This window comes from Nocardia sp. NPDC057455 (genome assembly GCF_042802775.1).
Classification (GTDB): Bacteria; Actinomycetota; Actinomycetes; order Mycobacteriales; family Mycobacteriaceae; genus Nocardia.
In genome coordinates this window covers 1-26307 of the sequence record NZ_JBHVDM010000094.1, presented here as the reverse complement: position 1 = coordinate 26307, position 26307 = coordinate 1, and the positions used below count along the sequence as shown (strand labels likewise).

The following is a 26307-nucleotide window of genomic DNA, read 5'->3' as shown; positions in this document are numbered from 1 at the left end:
CCGCTACACCCTCGATGATTTCGGCTTGACCGCCGAGCAGGTGGACGCCCGGTTCGGCGCGTACCGGGAAGCGCATTTCCCGGGGCGGTGATCAGGCGGCGCTCGCCGGTGGCAAGTGCGACCGGCGGGCGCCGGAACATCCCGGCCGCGAAGGCATTTCGCGCGGGTCTGCATCGAGTGCACGCGCGGGGTGCTCGGGTAGCCGTGGGATCTCGACTACCTGCACCTTTTCGGTGGAGGTGAAATTACGCATCGGGCAAAGCATTTCGTGCAGTCGTGCACAATGCGCCATCCGCGGTGGTTGCGGGGAGGCTCACCCGCCGCGAGCGAGTCCGAGGACCCGTCCGACCGAAGGACGCCCGTCGCGCCGGTGCGGACCGTGCGTCAGGGCTGTCCGGGCTTGAGCACGATGAACAGCCCGTTCGCTTCCGCGCACAGCCGGTCGCCGTCGTGCAGGGTGGCCCGCACGTAGACCTTGCGGCCCTCCTGCCGTTCGGCCCACGCGCGCACCTTCAGTTCGGTGTCGAGCGGCGTGATGGAGCGGTAGTCGACGGTGAGCGACGCAGTTCTGGTCACCGAGCCGGAGTGCACCGCCGCCGCCATGCCGAGCAGGTCGTCGAAGGCGATGGCTATCTGGCCGCCGTGGGCGGCGCTGTTGCCGCCGAGGTGGAAGGTGCGGAAGGTCAGGCGCGCGTCGACGCCCTGCTGCGGGTGGACGTGATCGATGAAGAACGGCGGCAGGGTGATGTTGCCGCGGGCCGGCAGGTCGAAACGGGTCCAGTTGGGCGTCGACCACTCGTCCACCGCGGCGGCGTCGAGCTTGTCGTTCAGCTCCTTGAGGATGCCGATCGCCTCCACCGCCAGCTCGTCGGAGGGCGAGGCCAGCCGGACGCGGTCCATCAGGCCGCGTACCTGCTCGATGAACTGCCCGTAGTTCGGGCCCCCGCGGGAAATGTCGTCCTTGGCGGCCTCGTGGGCGGCGATCAGCTCGGTCATCGGCCGGAACCCGCCCTCGTGGTGCTCCTTGCTCGGCAGCGAGTCGCCGGCCTGCGGTTCGTTCATGAGAACAAGTTATCGGTTGCCCGGGGAATGCTCGCCGGGCGGGTGCGGTGTCCGCCGCCGCGGGCCGTCACCGCCTAGGCTGGTGCGCGACCGGATATCGCCTCCTTCCCGGTGATACCGGCACGGTTTCGGCGGCCGGATACGCGATCCGGCCGCGCTCGACCTCTGACCGCTTCGGCTGGCGAAAGGCACTGTGCGCATGGGTATCACCGCGGTCGTGTTCGACATGGACGGCGTACTGATCGACTCCGAGCCGGTCTGGGAGCTGGTGCGGCGCGGCTACGTCGCCGAGAAGGGCGGACGGTGGCTGCCCGACACCCAGCAGCGGCTGATGGGGATGAGCACCGGTGAATGGTCGGCCTACCTGAGCGGCGAACTGGGTGTGGGCGAGTCGCCGGAGACCGTCGCGCGGGACGTGATCGCGCGGATGGCCGAGCGCTACGACGAGGGTGTGCCACTGCTGCCGGGTGCGGTAGAGGCCGTGCAGCGGATCAGCGAGCACTGGCCGCTGGGCCTGGCCAGCTCCTCGCCCCGCGCGCTCATCGACACGGTGCTCGGCCGGACGGGCCTGATCGAGTACTTCTCCGTCACCTTCTCCACCGAGGAGGTCGACCGCGGCAAACCCGCGCCGGACGTGTACGTGACGGTCGCGACGTTCTTGCGTCAGCGGCCGGCCGACTGCGTGGCCGTGGAGGATTCGAGCAACGGCCTGCGCTCGGCCCACGCGGCGGGGATGCGGGTGATCGCGGCGCCGCGCCCGGAATACCCGCCTGCCTCCGATGCGCTGGCCCTGGCCGCCAAGGTGCTCTCCGGCCTCGACGAACTCACTCCGGCGCTGATCGCCGGCTGAGGCCGCCGGAGACCGAGTCAGGGGCGGTAGGAAGTCAGCAGGGTCCGGGCGGCGGCGGTCAGGTCCTCCTCCAGCCAGGCGGGTAGGGCCGGAGCGTGCGCGTGGCGGCGCAGCGCCGCGTAGGGAAGATCCACGACCGCGCGCGAGACCGCGTCGATCTCGCGTTCGCCGTCCCGGCCGAACAAGCCGTCCGCGATGCGCCGCAGGTGCTCGATCAACGGCGCGTTCATGGTGGCCAGGGTGGCGCGGAACTCGGCGTCCGGCCCGCCGTCGAGGAGGTCGCTGGGACGCAGCTCGAGCAGGAGCTTGGCATCCTCGGGTAATTCGTGCCCGAACCGCAGGGCGGCTCGCGCCATCTCGACACCCGCTTCCACCGGGTCCGGCTGGTCGGCGGCGATGAGGGTGCCGTCCTGGAAGCGGCGCAGCGCCCGCAGCCACGCGGCGGTGAGCACACCGTTGCGGTTGCCGAAGCGGTGATACAAAGTGCCGACCGGGGCTCCGCTGGCCTCGGCGATGGCCGAAACGCTGGCCGCGCGAGGTCCCTCGGCGAGCACCAGGGTGCGGGCTGCGTCGAGGATCACGTCGGTGTCGTGCTTGCGGGGCGGTGCCATGTACTAGTACGTTCCTTCTATATGGAGCGTTTATCCTATATTGATGAGCATGCCAGATCGGTCGAGGCGAATCGCGAACGGGCTTGGAAAGCGGTGCTGACAGTCGTCTGTCATGACCCGCACGAGCCGACCGCGCCCACCGGGTTCGATTTCGATTCCGTGGCGCGACCGCACCGCTTGGCGCTGCGCGGACAGCACTGGTTCTCGAAGTACGCGCTGATCTTCGAATTGGACGAGGAGGGGCCGAGTCGGACCCGTGTCCGCGCCCGCAGTTATGGCGACTTCCCCGGTCTCCACGGCCGGATCTATCGCGCGCTGGTCGTGGGGACCGGGGGTCACCGGGTGGTGGTGCGCCGGATGCTGCGCCGGATCGCGGCGGCGGCATGATCCCGGGAACGGTCTGGGGCGCCACCGAGGCCGAGCGCGAGGCGCCCCTACCGTGCGACGACCGGCAACCCGGCGGTCTCCAAGCCGATCGGGCGATCAGCATCGACGCGCCGCCCGCTCTCGTCTACGCCTGGCTGTGTCAGTTGCGGATCGCTCCCTACAGCTACGACCTACTGGACAATTTCGGCAAACGCAGCCCGCGTCTGCGCGACCCGGCGCTCACCGAACTGGCCGTGGGACAACGGTTCATGTCCCAGTTCGAACTCGTCTCCTTCGTCCTGGGCAGGCACATCACGCTGGTCGCGGGCAAGGTGTGCGTCACCTACGCGGTGCGGCCAGAAGGGACGGGAACCCGGCTCCTGGTCCGGATACGTTGCGGCGCACCGAAGCTCGTCGCAGTGGCGCTGGCCGTCGGCGACCTGCTGATGATGCGCAAGCAATTGCTGACGCTGAAGGAACTCGCCGAGGCCGAACACCGCGCCGACTCGCCCGGAGGCTCAGTCGACTGATTTCGTCAGCGGAATCGATATCTCGAAGTCGCGCGTCCCCTCTTGCCATCGCAGAAGGATCCTGAGCACGTTCGACATCCCGAAAGAAGGATAAAGTGGAATCCTCATCGTCTGTCCGGGGGCGAGATTCGCATCGCGCGGGTGCAGGCCCGAGATGGGCGGCATCCTGTTGTCGTCGGCCAGGATCTCGAAGCCGACGGACTCCGCCATTCGGTCACTGATATTGCAGACCTTCACATGTGCGAAGGAGTCGGCCGCGTCCGGTGTGCCGCTCGCAACAAGATGGTATTCGACAGCGAACTTCGCGGAACTGCTCATGCCGGATCGGATAGGCCGGGTCTTCGTCAACAGGGCAACGTCGCGAGAGATTGCTCGCAGGACGTCGGTCGCCAATCCTTCGAGACTCGAATACTCGAACCACAGGCCGCGCAGCTTCCACTCGGCCTTGAATCTCCGTAGCGAAGCCAGTTGATCGAGATCCAATTCCGCGTCCGGGGGCAGCGGTCCGGCATTGAAGAATCCGTGCACTCGCACGCCGTTTCGCAGCGCTTGATCCAGCTCTTCGACCGTTCCGGAGGCGGCCCGAGGGGTCCGTGTTCCCAAACGTGCGCTGAACAGCACGATCACAATATCCGCGAATCTGACCAGCTGGTCATTTATGGCCTCCTGGGGATCCAGATGAAGATCCGATACCGCGTTCATCTCCCACCGGAGCGGGAGCAGTATCGCACCGAGCTCGATCGCGTAGGTGGCATTCCATTCGTGAACTACGCGTTCTACGACATCCCGCTCCACGGCGACATCGCCGGGTGAGGCGATCAGCAACGGAATGATCAAACCATCTATCGTCATCGGAGACGGTTCCACTCGTAGCAGTGCCGCATCCTGGTCAGGAAACGGCGAAGTCGATGTACTGGCCGACGGAATCCCATTCGCTGCCGCCCGCCGGTTCGTATCGTATGTAACACCGCTGCTCCAAAGAAATCAACGGGGCGGGATCGAGCCTTTCGGGCGTTCCTATGAGATGGACATAACATTCGTCGGGTAACCACTCGAGACCGCCGAGCGAGGACAACGAGTCCGGGTCCGGGTTCTCGACAACGAGGGATGCGAGCGCCGAACTTCTCGGAAGGCAGTCTAGTCCGGTCAGGACACCGGAATGCCAGGTCAGCCGTTCGAGATTGGGGATCTCCTGATATTTAGGGCTGCCGTTCAGGGTGCAAGCGGTGAAAGACAAACTCCTGAGGCTCGCGCTGAATTCGGCCACCCCGGTCAGCGATAGATTACCGTTCACCAGATGTATCGATTCGATACACGGAAGATTCCAGATCGAAGCCATAAGTGTCTCGGGCGCGTTGTGCAAGGTGAGTTTTCGCACGGTGGACAAGGCGGGCAGCAAACCGGCCAGCGCTTCCTGCATTTCTTCTGTGCCCGTCACGGAACCTGCCTCGGCGCCGGTGGAAGAGAAGCTCTTCGAGAAGCGGACATCCAGATGCTTCAATGACCTGCATCGGGCGAGCTGGCGAACATCGGACGCTCGAAGTTCGTACCCGAGCTCGAGCCGTGACAGCTCCGCACTTCGCGACAGGAACGCGAGCGATTCGAAGCGGACACCGACAGGCATGGAAACGGTTTTCAAGCGATCCAGGCTCGACGTGGCACTGGCGGGCACCGTTGTCATGTCACCCGTGGAATTGGACAGACAGAGAACTCTGAGATCGGATTTGTCGCCCAGCAGGGCATCCCAGTCCAGGCCGTCGAGACTGATTCCATCCAAGTGGATGGCCCAGAGAGTAGCTGGACCCAGGGCTATGCGACTCTGCTGGAAGAATGTCAGCGGGTTCCCTTCCTTTCCATGCGTGTCCTCATACTTCGATCCGGAGACGGAGATCGATTTCAAACTTTTCAGTGAATAAGTCCAGTCGAGCGGGCCCACGGCAGGACAGTCTTTGATCCGTAGCTGCCGAAGCGCCTTCAAACTGCGCACCGTCGCTCTGGTATGGTGCGATATCGGAAATCCATACAAGACCAATTCGCTCAACTTCGGCGCCCGGTCCAGCGAATCCAGGTACTCGTCTCCGGTCGCGACAACCGAGAAGCCTTTTTCCAGCTGCGACAGCACGCACTCGATGTATCGGCGCGGGGTGAACCAATCCACGCCCTTGGCGAGTTCGCCCAAGTCGGTATCGCGGCCGGCTTGCGCATATCGAGCCAGTTCATCGATGGCGAGGTCCGATCCGATGCGGCATAAGGTCTGGATGGCGAGTTTCCGGGATTCGGCACCGGCGTTGCGTTCGGATCTGAGGTAGGGAATCGCGTGATTCCCGAGCGCGGCCATCATCTTGACCTCGCTGATGTCTCGGGGCGGGAACAAGGGCGCGACGGCCGCATCCGCTCGTATGCGCACCGCCTCCGAGAGTCCGGATGACGCCGATCCGACGCACTCGACGACCAGAAGGCGGAGGTTCCGCTCGGCAAGGTGCGTCGTCGATCCATCCAATTTATCGAGCAACCACGAGATTATCGTGTTCGCGGCGGGCAGACCGGCTTCATAACAGGCGAAGGGGAGAAGCGACCACTGTCCCGACTCCGCCAGCCGAAGTATCCCGTCGACATCGCCGTCCAATTGTGCTGCTTTCGCGGTCAGGTAATCTTGGATGCTCCGATGCACGAATTCGGCTTCGTTCCGCGCGACTTTGTGCAACACGATACTGCGCGAAAGGATGGCATTTCGCCAGCGCTGTGAATCTTCGCTGCTCTCGCCCACCAAAGGCAGAGCCTTGGCCAGGATTTTGTCCACACAGTGATCTTCACTCTCGCCTACGGCCTGTTTTATCGGAATGCTGTGTTGGCGGCTCTCGGTCATGCGCTGCGCGATGGCTCCGACCAGTCGGACTTTGGCTCCCAACTCCTTGGCCGCCCAATCGGAGGAGCTCATACCGCGCTCCCGTTCGCGCCGATCCAGCAGTGCGTTCACGACATGGGTGTACAACCAGCCCTTATGCGCCGGGGACCTGCCTGCGCTGCTGGTATACAGGCAGCACAACATAGAGGCGATGAGTGGGGTGTCGACCATGTCCTGCATGGCAGGTGAGCGGAGATCGTTCAGTAGATCTCGCTCCGCCCGGTCCAGGTCGACCAATCTGATGTCGTCGCTGTCGTTCAACAGCTCGGCGAGCCCTTTGAACCAGCGCTGAATGAGAGCCAGCGCGTCCGGCGGGTTGAGCGGCAATATCTTGACCTGGCGAAAGTTCAGTCGGTGGACCAAGTCACCGCCCGGCATTCCATCCGGCCTGGACGTGATCAAGATATGTGCTTCCGGATAGCGCGCCGATAGATTCTCGATCCATGCCGAAGCACCCGCCGATCCGGCTTCGGACATCTCATCCCAACCGTCGAGAAGAATCAGCGGTGTCACCTCTCCTTTGCATCTGTCCAGCCAATCCGATTGTGCCTCGTGGCGAAGCTGCTTTCCGTAGAGAAGTGCGGTGTCGTCCGGGGCGTATTTCGTGGTCGCGATGTCCCTCAGTTGCACGAACAGAGGAAGGACCTTCCTCCGCCCCTCGTCGAAGATGCTCAGCCTCCCCCGTGCGGCTCGGTATGCCAGCCACTGGACAGCGGTAGTCTTGCCATACCCTGCTTTACCGGTGATCATCAACCGGAGGCCGGTTTTTGCGGGAGGATTCGCGGAGTGCACTGCCTGACGGCTGGGTCCGAGTCCGTGCAGGCGCGGCGACATCAGGATGTTCTCGAGGGACGCCGATTCACCGACGGGGCGGTCGCCTTCGGATACTCTGGCTGCGAGGTGGGAAACGGATATCGGTACGGTCCGGTACCGGACGTCAACCGGCAATCCGAACAGCTTCATATAACGCAGAGAAAATGATATGTCCTGACGTTGCATGGCGACAATTCGCGCCGTTCCAGCCGCCAGCAGTCCGGGCAGCCGGACATTCTTCAGCGCGTCGATGGTGCTGTCTATCAATCGTGGTGTACCGGCCATGCTCATCCAGGCCACATCGGTCGAAAGACTCGGTATCGCGGTTATCCAGGCGAGGAGAACCTGGCTGCACAGGGTCAGGACGGCATGGCTGACAAGGTGCCGCACATCGTTGTCCGCCGCATCACTCCGTTGTACGGTGAGGCGCGGTTCGAGCAGCCTTATGATATCGCTTACCGTAGCGTTCGACAGATCGCGATGCGCATCGATCTGCCCGGTCTGCTGGGTTATCAACGCGGTCAGTTTGTCCAGGACGTAATTGTATGTATCGGCGTCGATTTCGTCGGGCCAGGTGGAATGCATGGATTCCAACGCTTTCGCGAGTCGGCCGACCGCACTTTCGAAGTGCCGCTGTAGTTCGTCTACGATGAATGCGTCTCGGGTGTCCGAAACAAGGGTTTCGGCCCACGTGCGCGAGTCCTCGTCCAATGTCTGCGCCAGGGAGATGTGCACCGATACGATCCCGAGGCGGAGGGTCGCGGCGGCGAGCTTTCGGTGCGCATTCATCACGAGTCCCCAGATCGCCGCGGCAGTGGGCTACCAGCCTACCAAGGCCGTTGTGGAATCCGCGGTAATCGTGGAGCAACAGTGAATGTGCGGCCATGAATCAAACCGAATGGTCGCAATGGATCGGCGCGGTTCCGTGGTCATTCATTTTCCCGCCCGCGTGCCGGGCTTCGATGACCGACCGGTGCTTTTCGGGCGCGGAAGACTTACGGTGGGGTGTTGCTCAGGGCTGCCGTTCCACCAGGTCGAACTTTCGTTGTTCGAATCCCTTCGGCACGGAGTCGCGCACCGAGATCAGCGCGTGTGCCCAAGAGCCGAGGAGGGTTCGGTCGCCCGCCGTGCGACCGGGGTCCGGTGCTGGTTCGGCGGTGAGCAGGGGCAGGGGGTGGATGCGATGACGGACCTCGTTCTCCAGCACGGTCGCTTTGTCCACGAAGATCCGCAGGTCGTGATTGAGCAAGTACCGGCCGACCGCGCCGTGTTCCGGGGGTATCAACGCGGCGACGGATTCGACGATGCGATACCGATTCTCGCCGTTCGGCGACCGTGGTGCGCCGCGTCCCGCCCAGGTGACCCGGGCGGGCTCGGCGAGCAGCCGCTCGATTCCTTGGACGAGGTGGTGGCCGATTCTGGCGTGTTCCATGAGTCTCGCGCCCAGATCCACGTAGCCGAGCACCCGGTGGTCTTCGGTGCGGAGTACCGCTCGATACAGCTGCCACACGTAGCCGTATTCCCTTCGGTGGTAGTCAATTTCGTTGCATGCTCACACGCGAATGCGGTGTGGCGATTACAGCGGCGTTACCACCGTGGTGCGGCTACTCGGCTTCGGCGCAGGCGGCCGCGCGGCAGCGCAAGAGGGCTTGCTCGGACGTGTCGCCCGCGAGTTCGACGGCACGCAGGAATTCGGCACGCGCCTGCCGGTGCCGGCCCAGCCGGGCGAGCAGGTCACCGCGCACGGCATAGCGGAGGTGGTAGTTGTCGAGGGTGCTTGCGGCGACGAGCGCGTCGACCAACTTCAGCGCGGCCGCGGGGCCGTGCGCCTTGCTCACCGCAACTGCGCGATCGAGTTCGACTATCGGCGAGGGAAATCGTTGCGCCAGAACGGCGTACAGCCCGGCGATGCGGCACCGATCGCATCTGTGCCATCCTCGATCGAAGTGTCGTCGTCAGGATCGGTCGATCCTCACATCACTGCATCGAACGACCACCGCCCGAATCGACATGCCGAACCGAGAGATTTCCGAAGTTCTTGTTTCGAGGCGCTAGGGCGACGGCCACGCGGTGGGTTTGCGTGCGGCGCGTGCGCTCCAGCGGCCGTCGTCGTGGCGGACTTCGACCGGGTGCGCGAACGCGGCGGTGACGTTCTCGGTGGTGATCGTGCGCAGGGCCGGGCCCGACGCGACGGCGTGACCGTCGGCGATGAGCAGTGCGTGGGTCGTCGTGCTGGGGAGTTCCTCCAGGTGGTGGGTGACCAGGATGGAGGCGACGTCGGGGTGGGTCCGGTCCAGGGTGTCGAGGGTGTCCAGGAGTTGTTCGCGCGCGGCGACGTCCAAGCCGGTGGACGGTTCGTCGAACAGCAGCAGCCGCGGCTGCGCGATCAGTGCGCGGGCGATGAGCGTGCGGCCGCGTTCGCCCTGACTCAGCGTGGGCCAGAGCTCGTTCGTCTTGCCGGTCAGGCCGACGGTGTCGATCATCGTGTCGGCCAGGTCGAGCTGGGCGGGCGTCGGGGTCCAGCGCATCGGGGTGTCGATGGTCGCGGTCAGGCCGGTCAGCACGACCTCGCGGATGCTCAGCGCGGAGCGCAGCGGGTGGCGTGGGTTCACCTGGCCGATGCCGTGGCGCAGTCGCTGCAATTCGACACGGCCGAGTTCCGCGCCGAGCACTCGGACCGATCCCGAAGTGGGGAAGGTGACCGCGCCGCAGAAGCCGAGCAGCGTGCTCTTGCCCGCGCCGTTGGGACCCAGCAGCGCCCAGCGTTCGCCCGCGCGCACGGTCAGCGAGATCCCGTTGATGATCTTCTTGCCGTCGCGGCGGAAGGTCACGTCGGTCAGTTCGAGCACCGGTTCGGTCACGTGAAAGCCTCTTTCAGGGTGGTCAGGTGGGCGCGGCTGTACTCCGCCGCGGCGGCGGCATCGCGGGCGGCGATCGCGTCGGCGAGCCGTTCGTGCGCGGCGTGATCGGCCGGCTCCGACGGCACCGGGCGGATTTTCAGCATGTCGATCATCGCCAGGCGCAGCCGGGGCAGGAAGCTGTCGAACAACTGGGTCAGCACGTCGTTGTGGGCGGCCACGACCACCGCTCGGTGGAACGCCATATCGGCGTCGACGTGCTCGGCCACCGGCTCGCCGTGCGCCTCGCGCGCGGCCAGCGCTCGGCGGATGACGCGCAGGTCGGCGGGGGTCCGCCGCTGGGCGGCGAGGGCGGCGGCCTCGGCCTCGATGGCGATGCGCGCCTCGATCACCGAGGCGATGGTGGCGCGGCGCAACACCGCGTCCCACTCCTCGGTCACATCCAGGGCGGTCACGAAGACACCCGCGCCTTGGCGACTGTCCAGCACGCCTTTTCCGGCCAGCTCGCGAATGGCCTCCCGCAGTGTCGAGCGGCCGACGCCGAGTTGTGCGGCCAGTGTGGTCTCGCCGGGCAGGCGGTGGCCGAGCGGCCATTCTCCCGCCTGGATACGGGCGAGCAGCAGTTCGGCCGTTTGCGCGGCCAGCGGATGGCGCCGTACCTGCGAGATCATCGGTACCTCTCTACTTGTCTGAGGAGTCGTGTACAGTCTAGCCATCATGCGCACCATGCTTCTGCTTAGCCGCCACGGCGGGGCCTGAACGACCGGCCCCCCGCCGTGGGGCTGCGTCGTGGCCGGTCACCTTTCGTCGTGACGGCCGCAACGGCCAGGAAGCAGAATCATGACCAGCGCTTTCCCCACCATCGACACCCCCGCGGGCGACATACCGGATCGGGCCCCGGCGTGGAATCGTCAGCGGCACTCCCGAATGCCCTCGCAGCGCTACCGCGACATCTACCAGCGCGTGGAAGTCCCGCTGACCCGGCGGCAGTGGCCCGACGCCAGGATCACCCGAGCGCCGTTGTGGGTGCCGGTCGACCTGCGCGACGGCAACCAGGCACTCGCCGAGCCGATGGACCCGGCGCGCAAGCGGCGCTTCCTCGAGCTCCTGATCGCCATGGGCTACAAGGAGATCGAAGTCGGCTACCCGTCGGCGTCGCAGACCGACTTCGACTTCGTCCGGCTCATCGCCGAGGACGATCTCGCGCCCGAGGACGTGACCATCGTCGTCTTCACCCCCGCCCGGCGCGATCTCATCGAGCGCACCATCGCTTCGATCCGTGGCATCGCCAACGACGTCGTGATCCACATGTACACCGCCACGGCGCCCGCTTGGCGTGATGTCGTGCTCGGCGAGGACCGTGCCGCGCTGCGCGAGCTGATCCTCGACGGCGGCCGCGCCGTGCTGGATTGCGCGGGGGACCTGCCGAACGTCCGGTTCGAGTTCTCGCCCGAAGTGTTCAACCTGACCGAGCCCGATTACGTGCTCGACATCTGCGACCGGATGACGACCTTGTGGGACGCCACGGTGCGACGGCCGGTGATCCTGAACCTGCCCGCCACCGTCGAGGTCGCCACGCCGAACGTCTACGCCGACCAGATCGAGTACATGCACCGCAATCTGGCCCGTCGCGACAGCGTCATCCTGTCGGTGCACCCGCACAACGATCGCGGTACCGGCGTAGCGTGCGCAGAGCTGGCGGTGCTCGCCGGGGCGCAGCGCGTCGAGGGCTGCGTCTTCGGCAACGGCGAGCGCACCGGCAACGTCGACATCGCCACGCTGGCGCTGAACCTGCACGCGCAAGGTGTCGATCCGATGATCGACTTCTCCGACATCGACGAGATCCGGCGCACCGTCGAATACTGCACGCGCCTGCCGATTCACGAACGCCACCCGTACGTCGGCGACCTGGTGCACACCGCGTTCTCGGGCACCCATCAAGACGCGATCAAGAAGGGAATGGCCGAGCACCGCGCCCGGGCCGCCGCGACGGGCATCGCGGAGCGCGCTCTCGACTGGCACGTGCCGTATCTGCCCATCGATCCCGCCGACCTCGGCCGCAGCTACGACGCGGTGATCCGGGTCAATTCACAGTCCGGCAAGGGCGGAATCGCCTACCTGCTGCACACCGAGTACGGCATGGACCTGCCGCGGCGCTTGCAGATCCATTTCGCCGGGCACGTCCAGGCGCTCGCCGACGACACCGGTGCCGAGATCACCGCCGCCGAACTGCGGGATCTGTTCGAGGCGAGCTATCTCGACGACCCGTCGTGGCTGGGATTGAAGGACTGGCGCACCAGCGGCGACGGCGCAGAGGCGAGCACCGCGATCACGCTGACCGTCGACGGCGTCACCCACCGCATACGGCGCCAGGGCGAACCGCTCGCGGTGCTGACCACGGTGCTGGCCGAGGCCGGATATCCGATCGAGGTGCTGGGTCTGACCCAGCAGTCGATCGAGGGCGACAACGACAGGTCCGCGATCGCCTACCTGGAGTACCGCAGCGGCGAACACATCGGTTGGTCCTGCGGCCGAGCCGGATCCGCCATGGCGGCAGCACTGGCGGCGCTCGTGCGCGCCGCCGGAATCTCGGCGCGAGGCTGATCGTCCGACGTGATCGGATCAGCGCCGGTGATCCGATCGGGGTGCTCGGCCGATGACGCAATGCCCGCGCTCGACCCCGGTCATGTGCCGGACGAGGGCGAGCAGCGACATAGCCGATGGCTCGACGGCCCGTCGGCCGAGCACCCGGAACCGCCGTCAGAACATGCCGTGCGGGAGCTGGTCTTGCTCGGGCACCGGTTGTACGACGTCCCAATGCTCCACGATCTTCCCGTCGACCATGCGCCAGATGTCGACAACCGCCTGGTCGGGTTCCGTTTCGTCCGGGAGCACCATGCGGTAGTGCATGACCACGTACTCGTCGTCGGCGATCACCCGCGCGAGTTCCAGTTTCGATCCGGCTACGGGTGCCTGTGCGAGGAACTCGATGAAAGCGTCCTTTCCCGAGGGGTTTCCGGGGCTGTGCTCGAGGAAGTCGTCGTGCAGCAGCGTGTGCAGCACGTCGGTGTTGCCCGCCGCGAATTCCGTGAAGCCCCGCAGGGCCAGTTCCTTGTTGCGTGATGCCGTGTCGTCGTTCGTCATGCCGCCGAGACTGACAGCGGGTGAACCGCGGTGTCGATTACATGGCATGTAATGGCCGGCAGGCCCCGGCCGTGGTGATACTGAGCCGATGAACGGTGATCGACCGGTCGGCGAACTGCTGCGGGAGTGGCGGCACCGGCGGAAGCTGAGCCAGCTCGATCTGGCCATCCGGGCGGACGTGTCCGCCCGGCACGTCAGCTTCGTCGAAACCGGCCGCACGATACCGAGCCGATCCATGGTGCTGCACCTGGCCGAACAGCTGGACATCCCGCTGCGGGAGCGCAATCGGGTGCTGATCGCCGCGGGACACGCTCCCGAGTTCCGGCGCCGCGACTGGACCGACCCCGCGCTGCGGCGCGCCCGCGACGCCGTGCAGCGCGTGCTGCATCTGCACGAACCGTATCCGGCGCTGGCGGTGGACCAGCGCTGGAATCTGGTGCAGGCCAACGACTGCGTGGGCGTGTTCTTCGACGGCGTGGATCCGGAGTTGCTCGAACCGCCGATCAACATGATGCGGCTCGGACTGCACCCCGGCGGGTTCGCGTCCCGGCTTCGCAACCTCGACCAGGTCCGAAACTTCCTCCTGCCCAGACTGGCCCGCCAGGTCACGGCGACCGGGGATCCCGAACTCGCCGCGCTGCACGAGGAGTTGCGGTCCTACGGCACCCCGGGCGGCGCGGACAGTGACCCGGCCGAAATCACGTTGCCGATCCGGCTGCGCCATCGCGACGCGGAACTGTCGTTCTTCAGCACGATCACGACGTTCGGCGCGGCATTCGACATCACGCTCGACGAGGTCGCCGTCGAGGCGTACTTTCCTGCCGACGACGAAACGGCTACCTACCTGCGCGAATTGGTTACATCCGTTCGGTGAGCGGCACGCTCGGCTCATCCGGGCACGGTGAACCGCTCGGCGGTTTCGCCACTCAGGTGTCCGGCGGGCAGTTTACGCCCGCAGAGGACGAGCAATAAATCCTGGGCGCGGCCCGACAGCACCGTACCGGAGCCGTAGCTGAACTCCAGGTCGTCGGCGCGCAGTTCGATACCGCCGAGTTTGGCGCCGAACAGCTTGGCGGTCCTGGGTTCGATCGTCTCCAGCACCATGCGCATCCGGGCTTCGGGTACCCGGCGGTCCAGCCCCAGCGCCACGGTGATGTCCAGACCGTGGATCACATCGTGGCTCAACGCGTTGGAGAGCCCGCCCCCCGGCGGCCGCCAGGGGTGATCGACGTTGTCCCACAGCGATTTCAGCAGGTCCGCTGTGCTGAGCGTGGCGGCGTCCACCCGGGCGGTGCGGTCGGCCATGCGGTTGAAGTTGCCGAACGCCGCGAGCATTCCCAGCGTGAAACGCGCACTCGACAGGCGATACGGCATGGTGATGTGCGCGACCACTTCGCGTACCCGCCAGCCCTCGCACAGGGTCGGCGCGTCCCAGCCCTCGGCATCCAGCCCGGCCAAGAGTTCGGCGAGTTCCGTCCGTTCCGCCGTCACCGCCCTTCGCACCTGGGTCTCGATCATTCGTCCACCTCTCTTCGACGAGGGTGATCAAACCCCGCACGCGGTCGAGGCGCCACCCGGCGGCGAAAATCGACGGCCGGAGAAGAGGAAGTGAGGTGTTCCCGAATCCCGACGCGCGCGGGCGGGTCGGGCCACGGATCGCCGGAGACGTGGTCAGCCGTAGAGCGCCTGGCGGGCCCTTCGATACTGCGACCGGATCTCTCGTCCGGTCGCGGTGTCCTCCGGTGGCGGAATCTCCGCCACCGGGCATGCCGGCCAGGACGGCGGCCGGGACGCGCCGCTGAGCGCCCACGCCGCTTGCCGGGCAGCGCCGAGCGCGACGTACTCGGCTGGTTCCGGCACCGTCACCGTGACGCCGAAGACCTGCGCGGCGATCGCGGCCACCAGCCGCGAACGCGCCGCGCCGCCGATGAGCAGTACGCGCCGCGGCGTCATCCCGCCGATCTCGGTGAGATGGTCGAGCGCGTCGGCGAGATGGCACAGCAGGCCCTCGAAGGCGGCGCGGGCCACCGTGCCGGGACGCATCGCCTCCGGCCGCAACCCGTGCAGGCTGCCCGTGGCGTGCGGCAGGTTGGGCGTGCGTTCACCGGCGAGATAGGGCAGCAGGACCACGCCGTCCGCGCCCGACGGCTCCTGCGCGGCCAGCGATTCCAGCGCGGGCAGATCCACGCCGAGCAGCTCGGCGGTCCCGGTCAGGATGCGGGCGGCGTTGAGCGTGCAGACCAGCGGCAGGAACGCGCCGGTGGCGTCCGCGAACCCGGCGACCGCGCCGGTCGCGTCGGCGGCGGGACGGTCGGTGCGTGCGTAGGCCGTTCCGCTGGTGCCGAGGGAGACCACCACGTCGCCATCCGTGATGCCCAAGCCCAGCGCGGCCCCGGCGTTGTCCCCGGTTCCGGCGGCGACCAGTGTGCCCGACGGTGTGTGACCTGCGGGCTGGTCCGGGCCGAGGACTTGGGGCAGGGCCGGGCGACGTCCACGAAAGGCGATGGCGAGCAGATCTTCGCGATAGCCGCCGTCGGCGGGCGACCAATAGCCGGTGCCGGAGGCATCGCCCCGGTCGGTGGTCGGCTCGAGCATGTGTCCCGGTTCGCCGCCCCGCAGCCGCCAGGTCAGATAGTCGTGCGGCAGCACGACGTGCGCGGTGCGGTCGGCGAGTTCGGGCTCGTGGTCGGCCAGCCAGCGCAGTTTGGCGACGGTCGAGCCGGCCACCGGCACGCTGCCGACCGCATCGGCCCACGCACGCGGGCCGCCGAGGTCGGCGATCAAATCCTTCGCCGCATCGGCGGAGCGGACGTCGTTCCACAGCAGCGCGTCCCGCACCGGGACGCCCGCCGCATCCAGAGGGACCAAGCCCTGCTGCTGCCCCGCGACGGCGATCGCGTCGACGTCGCCGAATAGTCCCGCGCCCGCTGTCCGTAGCGCGTCCCACCACGCGGCCGGTGCGACCTCGGTCCCCGCCGGGTGTGGGGCCCGCCCCTGAGCGAGGATCTCACCGCTGTCGGCGTCGCAGACGACGACTTTGCACGACTGGGTAGAGCTGTCGACTCCCGCCACCGTGGTCATCGGGCCTGCCTCGATCGAAGCTCGCTCATACCGACCACCTTGCCCGCTGCCACCCCGCACCGGAGCATTTCAGGTATTCGGCCGCCGCATCGGGCAGACTGTCGCGGTGAGCATCGACCCCACCGACGTGCGCATCCGCACGGGAGACGGGACGCACTTGCCGGAATTGACCGAGGACGCGCTCGGCGACCTGCTCGACGAACCGGCCGGGCCGGAACACGCCATCCTCGAGCTCAGCCGCGCCGGCCGGCACGAGATCCGCGCCAAGCTGCTGCCCGACGGCGTCTACGAGCTGGAGCACCGGGCCGGTTCGGCGACGGAGTGCTTCCAGATGTATACCGACGACCCGGTGTTGGTGCGCGATGTGCTCTGGTCTTGGCTGTCCGACGACCCGTGGTGGCACGATTCGGTCGCGTGGTTCCCGATCGATCCGGCGATCGCGGAACTGCGTGCCGTGCAGCGAGAACTCGCCGGACTGCTCGACGGCCTGACCGTGATGGACGATCTCACCGCGGGCATGGACGCGGCGCTGGCGCGGGCCGACGAACTCCTGGCGCTGGACTTCCCGCCGGATCCGGACGACCTCGATCAGGCCTGATACCACCAGGCCGTGGTCGCCACGTCTGCGTCCTCCAGCGGGAGATAGGTCTGCGCGTCCTGCCATCCGAGGGCTTGCACGGTGACCCGCAGTTCACGCTCGAAACAGATCGGATCGCGCACGTGCCAGCGGTACATGCCGAACCGCTGCTCGGGTCGATAGATCTGCTCCGGCGGCAGCACTTGGTGCAGGCCGAGGTAAGGCGTGGAGTACGTCCGGTACATCCCGTCGAGGTCGAAGTTCCAGGCGCCGCCGAAATAGTCCTCGGTGCCCGTTCCGCAAATCGTGGGATGCTCGGCGTCCCCGTCGAGGAAGAACTTGACCTCGCCCTCGCCCCACCATCCCGGCGCGCCGGGGCGGATGGCGAGATAGGTGCCGACGTAGCGGCCCGGTCCGGGGACCGTGTCGAGAATCGTGTGTACGGCCGGACTGCCCAAGCCGGTCGTGTGCATCCATCGCGTGTGCAGATACCCCGCGTCGTCCGGCACGTCCTCTTCGGTGTAGGTCGCCTGGTAGTACACCGGAACCGCACGGCCGCAACGATTCTCCAGCGTGATGCGGGCTCGGTGCCGGAACGGCATGGGCCAGTAGCCGTTCAAGCCGCCCGCGGGCGCGACGACCACCATCTCCGAACTCACCAGGGCCGTCTCGCCCCAACCGTTGCAGAAGAAGTCACCGAGAGGCGTCTCGACCGCGGGCCGCGGCGCGTCGTCCCAGGTCATCCGCAGCGTCAGCCCGCGCAGGACAGAACGGTCGGTGGTCAACCAGAAATGCCGGAACACGCCAGGGCCGGAGACATCGGCCAACGTGGCGGTTTCACCGTCGGCGAGCGCGATCGAAGGAGAAACCTTCCACCCCGGCCCGAGCAGCCGCGCCGCGTGTGCTCCGGTGCCGTCGGTCGCCCGTGCGCCCGCGCCGGGCGCTCCCGTCGGATTCTCGGCGCTGACCGAGCGCGTTCGCGTGCCGTCCAGCCGCCACAGTTCACCGCCCGGCGCGGTCACAATCCCGGCCACCCATATCGGGGTGCGGTCGGCGCGAGCCCGGCCCTGGGCGCGGCGCCGGGCCCGCCGGTCGTCGCCAGTTGCTCCGCGTCGGCTCGCTGAGCCAGTTCCCGGCGAACCTGATCCATATCGAGCCAGAGAATCTGCTGCACCAGATCTTCCAGCGCGTCCGGTTCCAGGGCACCCGCCGCCGAGTAGACCAGCACGCCGTCCCGGAACGCCATCAGCGTCGGATACCGGGTCACCCGTGCGGTGGCGGTCAATGCGACCTCCGCTTCGATGTCCACCTTGCCGTGCACGATCTGCGGATGCCGCTGCGCGGACGACTCGTACACCGGAGCGAAACGCTGACACGGCCCGCACCAACCGGCCCACCAGTCCACGAGCACGATGGGATGAGACGCGACGACGAAGTCGAAATCGTCCTGGGTCAGAGTGATCGTGGGCATGAAGTCCTCGTATCGTTCCGCGAACCAACTCTGCATCGTCGCATGGGCATCCGCGTTCAGGAAGGCGCACCCGCACGGCGCTGTTCGGCCGCGAGGAAATGCGCGATATTCGTCGTGCGATCGTACAGATCCCGGTAGTGCCGGTAGTACTGCTCGTATATCGCGACGCGTTCGGGATCCGGCCGCACGGTATCGACGACCGGATTCCACGTCGAGGTGTCGACTCCGGCGGCTTCGGCGGCGAGCAGAGCGTCACCGAGGCTCGCGCCGACGGTCTCGGCGGGCAACTGCTGCGGCAGCCCGGTCACATCGGAGACGATGCGGGTCCACAGCCCGCCTTTGGTGCCACCGCCCACCGCGACCAGACGCGCCGCCCGACCGCCGGCTTCGGTCATGGCCTCGAGGTTGTGCCGCACGCCGTACGCGATGCCCTCCAATACCGCGCGGTAGAGCTCGGCTCGTCCGTGCCCGAGGGTGAGTCCCGCGACGATGCCACGCGCGTCCGGGTCGAACAGGGGTGTGCGCTCCCCGGCGAAATAGGGCAGCGCCAGCAGGCCTCTGCTACCCGCGGGCACGTCCGCGGCGGCGGCGATCAGGTCGGCGAACTCGCCGCCCACGAGTTTGCGCAGCCAATCGGTGACAGCGCCGGAGGTCGCCATGCCCGCGGCGAGCGTGTACGTGCCCGGCCAGCTGCCGCAGGTGCCCCAGAGGCCGGGATGCGGGCGCGGGTCGGTGAGCACCTGCACCAGGAACATCGTGGTGCCGTACATGATCATCGCGTCGCCCGGAGCGCGGACGCCGACGCTGGCCGCCTCGGCCCAGGCGTCGATGGTCCCGGTGGTGACCGGCAGCCCGGCCGGAAGTCCCGTGGCGGCCGCCGCGTGCGCGCTCACCCGTCCCACGATCTCGGTAGGCCACGCCAGTTCCGGCAGCGCCCAGCCCGGCACGATCCGCTCGGCCCAATCCGTCGCCCACACACGTGCGCGCAGGTCGTACAGCGGTACGCACTGACTGGCCGATTGATGGTCCAGAACGTAGCGTCCGGTGAGCCGGTACACCAGGAAAGAACTCGCCATCAGCAGCATCTCGGTGCGTGCGGCGACGTCCGGCTCGTGCCGGGCCAGCCACCGTGCCTTCGGGCCGACGGCCTGGCTGGTCAGTGGCGATCCGGCGCGGTCGAGCACGGCGCGCGCGCCGAATTCCTCGTTCAACTCGGTGATCTCGGCCCCGGCCCTGGTGTCGACGCCGTAGAGGATGGCGGGGCGCAGCGGCCTGCCCTCGGCGTCGGCGGGCAGCAGGCACGGGCCGATGCCGGATACCGCGAGACCGGCGAGCGCGGCGCCGTCGGCCGCCGCCACCAAGTCGCGGGCGAGTGCGACGAAATCGGCCCACCAGACCGCCTCCGCGTCGTGCTCGACCCAGCCGGGCTGCGGCATGGAAACCTCGTGCGCCCGCTCGGACCTCGCGATTATCGTGCCGCGAGCATCGGTGAGCACGCCTTTGGAACTCGCGGTCCCGATGTCGATGCCGAGGAACATCGTCACCGGGTGAACTCGTCCACCGTGACGTCGAGCAACTCGCACGTCGCGCGCACGGCCGCCCGGTGGTCGCCGGGCACCGCGTGGATGTGGTTGGCGCCGAAGCGGTTCAGGAAGTCGTCGGCGCGCGCGTCCAGCCGGGCGAACGCGTGCGGCCACTCCCAGGTCGACTGCTTCATCAGCGCTTCGTTGGTCTGCTGGTCGTAGTGCTCGAACTCGCCGAGCATCAACTGCATGCGATAGTCGCCGTCGAGACGGGTGAGCCGCGCGAGGGTCATCCGGCCCGGCGCGGCCAGATGGTGTACCGAGGCGCCACCCGCGGGAAAGAAGAACACCTCCGGATACAGGTGCACCTTCGCCAGGTTCTCGGCGGGATCGGCGCTGCGCGCGGCGAACCAGGTGGCGTGCTGGCCGGAATTACAGAGATCCCAGATGTCGCGATCGGCGTGATAATGCCGGACGTCGGCGAACAGCACCGGGGTTCCCGCGATCCGCTTGAGCAGTTGCATGGTCAGCGCACCGTCCATGTCCGCCTCGGTGGCGCAGACGTGCGGTTCCTTCGGGCCGTTCCAGTCGTAGGGATCGTTGAGGAACGCCTCGGTGATGTCCATGGTGGCGAAATACTGGGTGAGTTCGGGCTGCCCCTTGATGCCCGAGAAATCCAGCCGCCATTCGGCGATCAGTTCGCGTACCGCCAGATAGGACCGGATCTGGCGTTCCAGCAGCTGCGGGGTGAGTTTCGCGCCGTCGTAGTGCACGCCCGCGGTGTGCCGCTCCAGCCACTCGCGTGCGGCCCGCGCCTCACCGGTATCGGCCAGTTCGGCGCGCCGCACGATCTCCCACTGATCGATCTCCTCGACATCGATGCCGAATTGCCGCTGCCACTGATCGGTGTTGGCGACCGCGGTGTTCATGCCCATCGGCCGTCCGCCGAAGCGCCCGAATGTCGAACCGCGCAAGCCCGATACGGCGGCCGCCGCCCGCGCGCGCACGCCGATGGCTTCGATCAGCCCTGGATCTGACGGATCACCCCACAGCCTGCTGTGCCTGCGTCCGATCTGATCCAGTGCGCCGCCCGCGGCGAGCATGCCCACCATCCCGGGCTGCACCGGGTCGATATTCGACAGCAACAGCAGCGGCCCCGGCATGGCACCGGCCGCGAGCATGGTGAAATGCGGGAACGCCCATACGGCATAGTGCAGGACGGTCAGATCGACGCCCGCCGCCGTGACCGTGCGCGCCACCGAACTCGCCAGCGCGTTGTCGCTGATCGGCGCCGCGCCACGGACCACATCGTGTCCGGCCGCCGCCAGCGCGGCCACCAGCCGGTCCTCGGTGGAGGCGATGAAATCGGCGATGCCCGCATGCACATAGTCGCGGCCATCGGAAATGCTGATAACGCCGATACGGGCCATGCCGGTCCCTCCCGTAGGTGAGGTGATCGGAGAGTTCGACTCGATCAACAGATACCAGCCGCGACCGAGGCCGGAGACGCCTTTCGCCGAATTCGCGCTCGGCCCGGTGCTTCTGCGCTCACCGCGGAACCGTCGTCACCACGCGCGACTGCGGGAAGCCGAGCGGCGCCAGATGGACGCCGCCCTGACCCCAGCCCGCACTGGTGATCCACCAGCGGCCGTCCGCGCCGACCACTTCGGCGGCGTGCGCCGCGATGTGGCCGACCTTGTCTCCGATGCGGAAACGGAAAGGACTGTCACTGCGGAAGACGTCGGTGCCGACGTAATGCGGGCGCGGGCCGATGAACAGGTACCACCAACCGTCATGCCGCAGGACATAAGGGGATTCGGTGTTGCCCGCTTCGGTGCCCGTGGTCGGGTCCGTGTACGCGATATGCCGCTCACCCCAGTGCACGAGGTCGGTGCTGGTGCGGTAGGCGACGACGTGGTGACCGCCCGACTGGGCGCTGGTCGCGCAGTAGTACATCACCCATTGGTCGCCCACGCGCACCACCATCGGGTCGCGCGCGTCGTATCCGTCGCGGAACAGCGGACCCGCGGGCGATCTCGTCCATCGAAACAGATCGGGCGAGGTCGCCATGTTCATCGCCGCGGCGGTGCGGTCGGCTCCGCCCGCCGCGTAGAACATGTAGTACCGCTCGTGGGCACCGACCACATAAGGCGCCCACAGATGCGTTTCGCCGTAGTTCGGATCCACCAGCAACGCGCGGTCGTGCTCGGCCCACGGCCCGTGCAGCCGGTCTGCGCTGGCGTGGGCGAACTCGGTCTCGTCGAAAGGGTCGGCGGGCTCCGGGTGGGTGATGCCGAAAAGGTGCCACCGCCCCGCATCGTCGCGGACAATCGTGTGGTCGTTGATGTACCAGGCTTCCGCTTCACCGACGCTCGGGTTGTAGATCCGCGCGAAAGCCCCCGCCCGAACCACCTCCCGTGTCGCCATAGTCTCATGATGCCGCCGCGGCAGACGTCCCCGTGCGGTATCGGTCCGATGGCTCACGGCTGCTCGGTGCTTCGGCGGCCGAGAGCCGTGCGCTACGACTTTCCTGCGGGGCGGTCAGGCTCGGGCACCGGCGCTGCGCCGCAGGTACTCCGCCGTCAGCGACCGGTCGTCCGCCAGCAGGGCCGCCGGGGTCCCGGCGAAAACTATTTCACCTCCGTGCTTTCCGCCGTCGGGTCCGAGGTCGATCACCCAGTCGGCCCGGGCTACCACGTCGAGGTCGTGCTCGATGACGATCACCGTATTGCCCGCGTCGACCAGCCGCTCCAGCAGTCCGACCAGTGTGTCGACGTCGGCCATGTGCAATCCGGTGGTCGGCTCGTCCAGAACGTAGACACCGGCTCCGGCGCGCCGCTGGAGATGATCGGCCAGCTTGATCCGCTGGCGCTCGCCGCCGGACAGCGACGTGAGCGCGCGGCCGAGGGTGAGGTAGCCGAGACCGACGTCGAGCAGCGCCCGCAGCGGTGTCCGAATGCGCCGGTCCCCGTCCTCGGCCCAGAAATTCAGCGCCTCTTCGGCAGACATCTCCAGGACGTCGGCGATCGACGCCCCGCGAATCTCGTAGGCCAGAGCTTCCGGGCGATACCTGCGTCCGTGGCAGATCCGGCAGACCGTGGTGACCGGATCCATGTACGCCAGGTCGGTGAAGATCACTCCCGCGCCATCGCATTCGGCGCAGGCGCCGTCGGAGTTGAAACTGAACAAGCCAGGCCGCACCCCGTGCCGCTTGGCGAAAAGCTGACGCAGCGGGTCCATGATGCCGAGATAGGTGGCCGGGCTGGAGCGCCGAGAGGCGGCGATCGCGGCCTGATCCACCGCGATGACCTGGGGATGCGCCGCGACGAACGCGCGCGATACCAGCGTGCTCTTCCCGGAGCCCGCCACTCCGGTCACCGCCGTGAGCACACCCGTCGGAAACCGGGCGGTGAGACGCTTCAAGTTGTGGGCGTCGGCATCGGTGACGGTCAGCCATCCCGTCGGCTCGCGGACGTCGTCCTTCACCCGCCGTGCCCTGCGCAATCCCGCCCCGGTCGCCGTCCGCGCGGTCCGCAGCCGATCGACGGTGCCCTGGAACACCACCTGCCCGCCGCGGGAACCGGCGCCCGGTCCCATGTCGATCACATGGTCGGCGACGGCGATGACGTCGGGGGAGTGCTCCACCACCAGGACGGTGTTCCCCTTGTCTCGCAGCCGGCTCAGCAGAGTGTTGAGCCGCCCCACGTCGCGTGGATGCATGCCGACGCTCGGCTCGTCGAAGATGTAGGTCATGCCGGTGAGGCTCGAGCCGAGATGCCGGACCACCTTCAGGCGCTGCGCCTCGCCGCCGGACAGGGTCGCGGTTTCCCGATCGAGCGACAGGTAGCCGAGCCCGACCTCTTCGATCCGGCGCAAGCGCCCGATGGCCGCCTGCGCGATCGGTCGGGCCACCGGATCGTCCAGCCCCGCCAGCACCTCGATCAGATCGGTGATTTCGAGCCTGCCGTAGTCGGCGATGCCGAGCCCATCGATCCGGCTCGCCGATGCGGCGGCGTTGAGCCGGGCGCCCCCGCAGTCCGGGCAGACCTCCTCGGTGACCACCGCGCGGGCGGCCGCGCGATTCTTGTCCGACAGCGCGGTGAGATCGCGCTTGATATAGAGGCGGTCGAACCGCTCCAGCAGACCCTCGTAGGCGTTGTTCCCCGCTGATCCGTCCCGGTTCTTGCGCGGCACCCGAAAACCTTTGCCGTGCAGGAACAATCGCCGTTCCTCCGCAGTGAAGTCCCGCAATGGCTTGTCCGGGTCGAAGAGTCCCGACTCGGCGTAGAGCTGCCATTGGAAGGTTCCGACCGCGAACGGACCGAAGGTGATGGCGCCCTCGTTGAGCGACTTGCCGGGATCGATGAGCTTGCCCAGATCCGGGCGCACCACATGGCCCAGGCCGCCGCACGCAGGGCACATGCCGAGCGGGTCGTTGAACGAATAACGCGTGGCCTCGCCCGCGCTCGGCACGCTGTGCCGGGAGAACAGCACGCGGATGACCGACTGGATGTCGGTCATGGTCCCCACCGTGGAACGGGAGTTGCCGCCGATCGGCTTCTGATCGACGACGACGGCGGGCGCCAGATTGTCGATCGCGTCCGCCTCCGGCCGCTCGTACTTGGGCAGCCGGTTGCGAATGAACCAGGTGAAGGTCTCGTTGAGCTGCCGCTGCGATTCCACCGCGACGGTACCGAAGACGATCGACGACTTACCCGAACCGGAGACGCCGGTGAAGACCACGATCTTGCCCTTGGGGATGGTCAGCGACACGTCGCGAAGGTTGTTCTCGCGGGCCCTGACGATCCTGATGGTGTCTGGATAAGCATGCACGAACCTCACGCTAGGAGCCGATGAGGTCGGTTTCCGTCCTCTTTCCTGGCCATACTGGAACGCGTGACCCAGACCGCCGCGCGACTGCTTCAACTGCTCTCGCTGCTGCAGACCCGCCGCGAATGGAGCGGCCCGGAACTGGCCACGCGGCTCGGGGTGACGGTACGGACGGTGCGCCGGGATGTGGAGCGCCTACGCGAGCTGGAGTATCCCGTGGTCGCGAGTCTCGGCGCGATCGGCGGATACCGCTTGGAAGCGGGCGCCGCGCTGCCGCCACTGTTGCTCGACGACGAGGAGGCGGTCGCGATCACCCTCGGGCTGCGCGGCGCGGCGCAGGGCGCGATCGTGGGTATCGAGGAATCGGCTGCCCGCGCCCTGGTGAAACTGCAGCAGGTGCTGCCGTCGCGGTTGCGCCGCCGGGTCGACGCGATAGACGCCGCCACCGTCTCGCTCGGCGGGCCCCCGGCCGGGCCGATGGTCGATCCGGAGGTGCTCGTCGCCTTGGCCGCCGCCGCGCGCGATGGCGAACGGCTCCGCTTCCGCTATCGGGACAAGGCCGACACGGAGTCCGGCCGCCTCACCGAACCGCACAGTCTGGTCTCCGCCGGTCGCCGTTGGTACCTGGTGGCATGGGACGTAGATCGCGTGGATTGGCGGACCTTCCGGGTCGATCGGGTGACTTCGCCGCAGGCCACCGGAATACGGTGCGCGGCCCGAGCGCTGCCCGCCGAGGACGCGGCGACCTTCGTGACCAGCCAATTGGCCCGCACCAGGCCGGTCCGCCGAGTGGTACTGCGCGTGCACGCGGGCGCCGAGACCCTCGCCGACGCGTTCCGCGTGCGCGCGGAGGAAATCGAACCGCTGGATGCGCACACCTGCCTCCTGCGCACCTCGGCGGATTCCCTGGAGTGGACCGCCCTGCGTATCGCGCACCTGGACCTCGCCTTCGAGGTCGTCGAACCCGCCGAGATGCGAGATCTCCTCGCCGGCCTCGGCACGAAATTGCTTCGCGCGGCTGCCCTCCCGGAATGAGGCGCAGCAGGCCCGCCGGACGAATATTCACCTGACCTGGGACGAGAGCGGCATTACGGTGCTGCGCATGACGCCTCATCGCCGGCCACGGCCACCTCGTGGACGCGGGAGAACTCGATCGGATGGACGAGTTGTTCACTGCGGACGTCATCTACGACCTCACCGATCTGGGATTCGGTGAACTGCGCGGCGTCCCCGCTCTCCGCGAGGCGGCGCTCGCACTCGGCGACGCGAATCCGGTCGGGCACCACGTCACCAATGTCCTCATCACCGAGAACGACGCGGGCACGGTCGTAGTGCGGTCCAAGGGAATCGGTATCGACGCCGACGGCGGTTGCGGAAGCGTGACATACGAAGACGTCGTGGTGCCGGGAATCCGCTGGATGGCGGATCTCCTACCGCAAGGTCGTGCTGCGCCGAGTTCCATTGGGCGGCTGATCGGGGGATTGCCGACCAGCAATCGAAACGATCTTGTCGTGGCCTGAATCACATTTGTGTCATTCCGTCCGGCACTCGCCCATCGACGCACCCCTGACCTGCGAAAAGGTGCGCTGGGCAGGCGATTTGACGAAGCGTTTTCCGCCGCGTAACTTTATCCAAGTCAGAGCGACACGGACACCGACCCGGAGCCGAGAAGCAAGGCGGAGACGC

25 protein-coding genes are annotated in these 26307 nt (G+C 67.3%); 8 read left to right on the top strand and 17 right to left on the bottom strand.

The window, feature by feature from the left end; translation table 11 throughout:
* Positions 1-384: 384 nt before the first annotated feature.
* Complete coding sequence (locus ACFU5M_RS28280; protein ID WP_379053938.1) at positions 385-1062, bottom strand: PaaI family thioesterase; 678 nt, start codon at positions 1060-1062, stop codon at positions 385-387.
* Between the two features lie 199 nt (positions 1063-1261).
* On the opposite strand from ACFU5M_RS28280, the gene ACFU5M_RS28275 reads away from it, so the two are divergent.
* Entirely contained in the window at positions 1262-1912 is a 651-nt protein-coding gene (locus ACFU5M_RS28275) for an HAD family hydrolase (protein ID WP_379053937.1), read from the top strand.
* A gap of 17 nt (positions 1913-1929) precedes the next feature.
* On the opposite strand, the gene ACFU5M_RS28270 is transcribed toward ACFU5M_RS28275, so the two are convergent.
* Positions 1930-2523, bottom strand: coding sequence for a TetR/AcrR family transcriptional regulator (locus tag ACFU5M_RS28270; protein ID WP_379053936.1), 594 nt, complete (start codon positions 2521-2523; stop codon positions 1930-1932).
* Between the two features lie 93 nt (positions 2524-2616).
* On the opposite strand from ACFU5M_RS28270, the gene ACFU5M_RS28265 reads away from it, so the two are divergent.
* Together ACFU5M_RS28265 and ACFU5M_RS28260 are read left to right on the top strand one after the other, a co-directional pair.
* Positions 2617-2910 (top strand): hypothetical protein, encoded by a 294-nt coding sequence (locus ACFU5M_RS28265; protein WP_379053935.1) that lies wholly within the window; start codon positions 2617-2619, stop codon positions 2908-2910.
* Positions 2907-3419, top strand: a complete 513-nt coding sequence (locus tag ACFU5M_RS28260) for a hypothetical protein (protein ID WP_379053934.1) — start codon at positions 2907-2909, stop codon at positions 3417-3419. The genes ACFU5M_RS28265 and ACFU5M_RS28260 overlap by 4 nt, the downstream gene beginning before the upstream one ends.
* Here ACFU5M_RS28260 and ACFU5M_RS28255 read toward each other — a convergent pair.
* From ACFU5M_RS28255 to ACFU5M_RS28230, 6 genes are all read right to left on the bottom strand, one after another.
* Complete coding sequence (locus ACFU5M_RS28255; RefSeq protein WP_379053933.1) at positions 3408-4286, bottom strand: hypothetical protein; 879 nt, start codon at positions 4284-4286, stop codon at positions 3408-3410. The two genes, ACFU5M_RS28260 and ACFU5M_RS28255, sit on opposite strands and share 12 nt — an antisense overlap.
* Before the next feature lie 22 nt (positions 4287-4308).
* On the bottom strand, positions 4309-7926 hold the full coding sequence (locus ACFU5M_RS28250; RefSeq protein ID WP_379053932.1) for an NACHT domain-containing protein: 3618 nt from the start codon (positions 7924-7926) through the stop codon (positions 4309-4311).
* Between the two features lie 223 nt (positions 7927-8149).
* Entirely contained in the window at positions 8150-8647 is a 498-nt protein-coding gene (locus tag ACFU5M_RS28245; RefSeq protein ID WP_379053931.1) for a hypothetical protein, read from the bottom strand.
* Positions 8648-8741: 94 nt separating this feature from the next.
* Positions 8742-8975 (bottom strand): hypothetical protein, encoded by a 234-nt coding sequence (locus ACFU5M_RS28240; protein WP_379053930.1) that lies wholly within the window; start codon positions 8973-8975, stop codon positions 8742-8744.
* Between the two features lie 213 nt (positions 8976-9188).
* Positions 9189-9998, bottom strand: coding sequence for an ABC transporter ATP-binding protein (locus ACFU5M_RS28235; RefSeq protein WP_379053929.1), 810 nt, complete (start codon positions 9996-9998; stop codon positions 9189-9191).
* The gene (locus tag ACFU5M_RS28230) at positions 9995-10666 is read right to left on the bottom strand and encodes a FadR/GntR family transcriptional regulator (protein ID WP_379053928.1); all 672 of its coding nucleotides are present in this window, start codon (positions 10664-10666) and stop codon (positions 9995-9997) included. The genes ACFU5M_RS28235 and ACFU5M_RS28230 overlap by 4 nt, the downstream gene beginning before the upstream one ends.
* 169 nt (positions 10667-10835) lie before the next feature.
* Here ACFU5M_RS28230 and ACFU5M_RS28225 point away from each other — a divergent pair, with 169 nt between their 5' ends.
* Complete coding sequence (locus ACFU5M_RS28225) at positions 10836-12599, top strand: 2-isopropylmalate synthase (protein ID WP_379053927.1); 1764 nt, start codon at positions 10836-10838, stop codon at positions 12597-12599.
* A gap of 156 nt (positions 12600-12755) precedes the next feature.
* Here the strand turns inward: ACFU5M_RS28225 and ACFU5M_RS28220 are convergent, their stop codons facing one another.
* Complete coding sequence (locus tag ACFU5M_RS28220; protein WP_379053926.1) at positions 12756-13139, bottom strand: nuclear transport factor 2 family protein; 384 nt, start codon at positions 13137-13139, stop codon at positions 12756-12758.
* Between the two features lie 88 nt (positions 13140-13227).
* On the opposite strand from ACFU5M_RS28220, the gene ACFU5M_RS28215 reads away from it, so the two are divergent.
* Positions 13228-14013 (top strand): helix-turn-helix domain-containing protein, encoded by a 786-nt coding sequence (locus ACFU5M_RS28215; protein ID WP_379053925.1) that lies wholly within the window; start codon positions 13228-13230, stop codon positions 14011-14013.
* Positions 14014-14027: 14 nt separating this feature from the next.
* On the opposite strand, the gene ACFU5M_RS28210 is transcribed toward ACFU5M_RS28215, so the two are convergent.
* Together ACFU5M_RS28210 and xylB are read right to left on the bottom strand one after the other, a co-directional pair.
* Positions 14028-14657 (bottom strand): maleylpyruvate isomerase family mycothiol-dependent enzyme, encoded by a 630-nt coding sequence (locus tag ACFU5M_RS28210; RefSeq protein ID WP_379053924.1) that lies wholly within the window; start codon positions 14655-14657, stop codon positions 14028-14030.
* Positions 14658-14810: 153 nt separating this feature from the next.
* Entirely contained in the window at positions 14811-16220 is a 1410-nt protein-coding gene (gene xylB / locus ACFU5M_RS28205; RefSeq protein ID WP_379053923.1) for a xylulokinase, read from the bottom strand.
* 106 nt (positions 16221-16326) lie between these two features.
* On the opposite strand from xylB, the gene ACFU5M_RS28200 reads away from it, so the two are divergent.
* Positions 16327-16818 carry a hypothetical protein gene (locus ACFU5M_RS28200; RefSeq protein ID WP_379053922.1) on the top strand — a complete coding sequence of 164 codons (492 nt, stop codon included), beginning with the start codon at positions 16327-16329 and terminating at the stop codon, positions 16816-16818.
* Here the strand turns inward: ACFU5M_RS28200 and ACFU5M_RS28195 are convergent.
* From ACFU5M_RS28195 to ACFU5M_RS28170, 6 genes are all read right to left on the bottom strand, one after another.
* Positions 16809-17831 (bottom strand): glycoside hydrolase family 172 protein, encoded by a 1023-nt coding sequence (locus ACFU5M_RS28195; RefSeq protein WP_379053921.1) that lies wholly within the window; start codon positions 17829-17831, stop codon positions 16809-16811. The genes ACFU5M_RS28200 and ACFU5M_RS28195 overlap by 10 nt on opposite strands.
* On the bottom strand, positions 17816-18268 hold the full coding sequence (locus ACFU5M_RS28190) for a thioredoxin family protein (RefSeq protein ID WP_379053920.1): 453 nt from the start codon (positions 18266-18268) through the stop codon (positions 17816-17818). Before ACFU5M_RS28190 ends, ACFU5M_RS28195 begins: the two co-directional genes overlap by 16 nt.
* 56 nt (positions 18269-18324) lie before the next feature.
* Positions 18325-19806: an FGGY-family carbohydrate kinase gene (locus tag ACFU5M_RS28185; protein WP_379053940.1), complete on the bottom strand. Its 1482-nt coding sequence runs from the start codon at positions 19804-19806 to the stop codon at positions 18325-18327.
* A gap of 2 nt (positions 19807-19808) precedes the next feature.
* Positions 19809-21221, bottom strand: coding sequence for an L-fucose/L-arabinose isomerase family protein (locus tag ACFU5M_RS28180; RefSeq protein WP_379053919.1), 1413 nt, complete (start codon positions 21219-21221; stop codon positions 19809-19811).
* A 118-nt stretch (positions 21222-21339) separates the two neighbouring features.
* Positions 21340-22218 carry a glycosyl hydrolase family 32 gene (locus tag ACFU5M_RS28175; protein WP_379053918.1) on the bottom strand — a complete coding sequence of 293 codons (879 nt, stop codon included), beginning with the start codon at positions 22216-22218 and terminating at the stop codon, positions 21340-21342.
* A gap of 114 nt (positions 22219-22332) precedes the next feature.
* Complete coding sequence (locus tag ACFU5M_RS28170; protein ID WP_379053917.1) at positions 22333-24633, bottom strand: ATP-binding cassette domain-containing protein; 2301 nt, start codon at positions 24631-24633, stop codon at positions 22333-22335.
* Between the two features lie 54 nt (positions 24634-24687).
* Here ACFU5M_RS28170 and ACFU5M_RS28165 point away from each other — a divergent pair, with 54 nt between their 5' ends.
* Positions 24688-25656: a helix-turn-helix transcriptional regulator gene (locus ACFU5M_RS28165; RefSeq protein ID WP_379053916.1), complete on the top strand. Its 969-nt coding sequence runs from the start codon at positions 24688-24690 to the stop codon at positions 25654-25656.
* Between the two features lie 77 nt (positions 25657-25733).
* A complete protein-coding gene (locus tag ACFU5M_RS28160) occupies positions 25734-26141 on the top strand; it encodes a nuclear transport factor 2 family protein (RefSeq protein WP_379053939.1) in 408 nt (135 codons plus the stop codon).
* Positions 26142-26307: the final 166 nt, after the last annotated feature.

Bases quoted from the DNA above. Each gene is read 5' to 3' on its own strand.
- ACFU5M_RS28280 (WP_379053938.1), bottom strand. From the start codon at position 1,062: ATGAACGAACCGCAGGCCGGCGACTCGCTGCCGAGCAAGGAGCACCAC.
- ACFU5M_RS28275 (WP_379053937.1), top strand. From the start codon at position 1,262: ATGGGTATCACCGCGGTCGTGTTCGACATGGACGGCGTACTGATCGAC.
- ACFU5M_RS28270 (WP_379053936.1), bottom strand. From the start codon at position 2,523: ATGGCACCGCCCCGCAAGCACGACACCGACGTGATCCTCGACGCAGCC.
- ACFU5M_RS28260 (WP_379053934.1), top strand. From the start codon at position 2,907: ATGATCCCGGGAACGGTCTGGGGCGCCACCGAGGCCGAGCGCGAGGCG.
- ACFU5M_RS28250 (WP_379053932.1), bottom strand. From the start codon at position 7,926: ATGAATGCGCACCGAAAGCTCGCCGCCGCGACCCTCCGCCTCGGGATC.
- ACFU5M_RS28230 (WP_379053928.1), bottom strand. From the start codon at position 10,666: ATGATCTCGCAGGTACGGCGCCATCCGCTGGCCGCGCAAACGGCCGAA.
- ACFU5M_RS28225 (WP_379053927.1), top strand. From the start codon at position 10,836: ATGACCAGCGCTTTCCCCACCATCGACACCCCCGCGGGCGACATACCG.
- ACFU5M_RS28220 (WP_379053926.1), bottom strand. From the start codon at position 13,139: ATGACGAACGACGACACGGCATCACGCAACAAGGAACTGGCCCTGCGG.
- ACFU5M_RS28215 (WP_379053925.1), top strand. From the start codon at position 13,228: ATGAACGGTGATCGACCGGTCGGCGAACTGCTGCGGGAGTGGCGGCAC.
- ACFU5M_RS28210 (WP_379053924.1), bottom strand. From the start codon at position 14,657: ATGATCGAGACCCAGGTGCGAAGGGCGGTGACGGCGGAACGGACGGAA.
- xylB (WP_379053923.1), bottom strand. From the start codon at position 16,220: ATGACCACGGTGGCGGGAGTCGACAGCTCTACCCAGTCGTGCAAAGTC.
- ACFU5M_RS28190 (WP_379053920.1), bottom strand. From the start codon at position 18,268: ATGCCCACGATCACTCTGACCCAGGACGATTTCGACTTCGTCGTCGCG.
- ACFU5M_RS28185 (WP_379053940.1), bottom strand. From the start codon at position 19,806: ATGTTCCTCGGCATCGACATCGGGACCGCGAGTTCCAAAGGCGTGCTC.
- ACFU5M_RS28180 (WP_379053919.1), bottom strand. From the start codon at position 21,221: ATGGCCCGTATCGGCGTTATCAGCATTTCCGATGGCCGCGACTATGTG.
- ACFU5M_RS28175 (WP_379053918.1), bottom strand. From the start codon at position 22,218: ATGGCGACACGGGAGGTGGTTCGGGCGGGGGCTTTCGCGCGGATCTAC.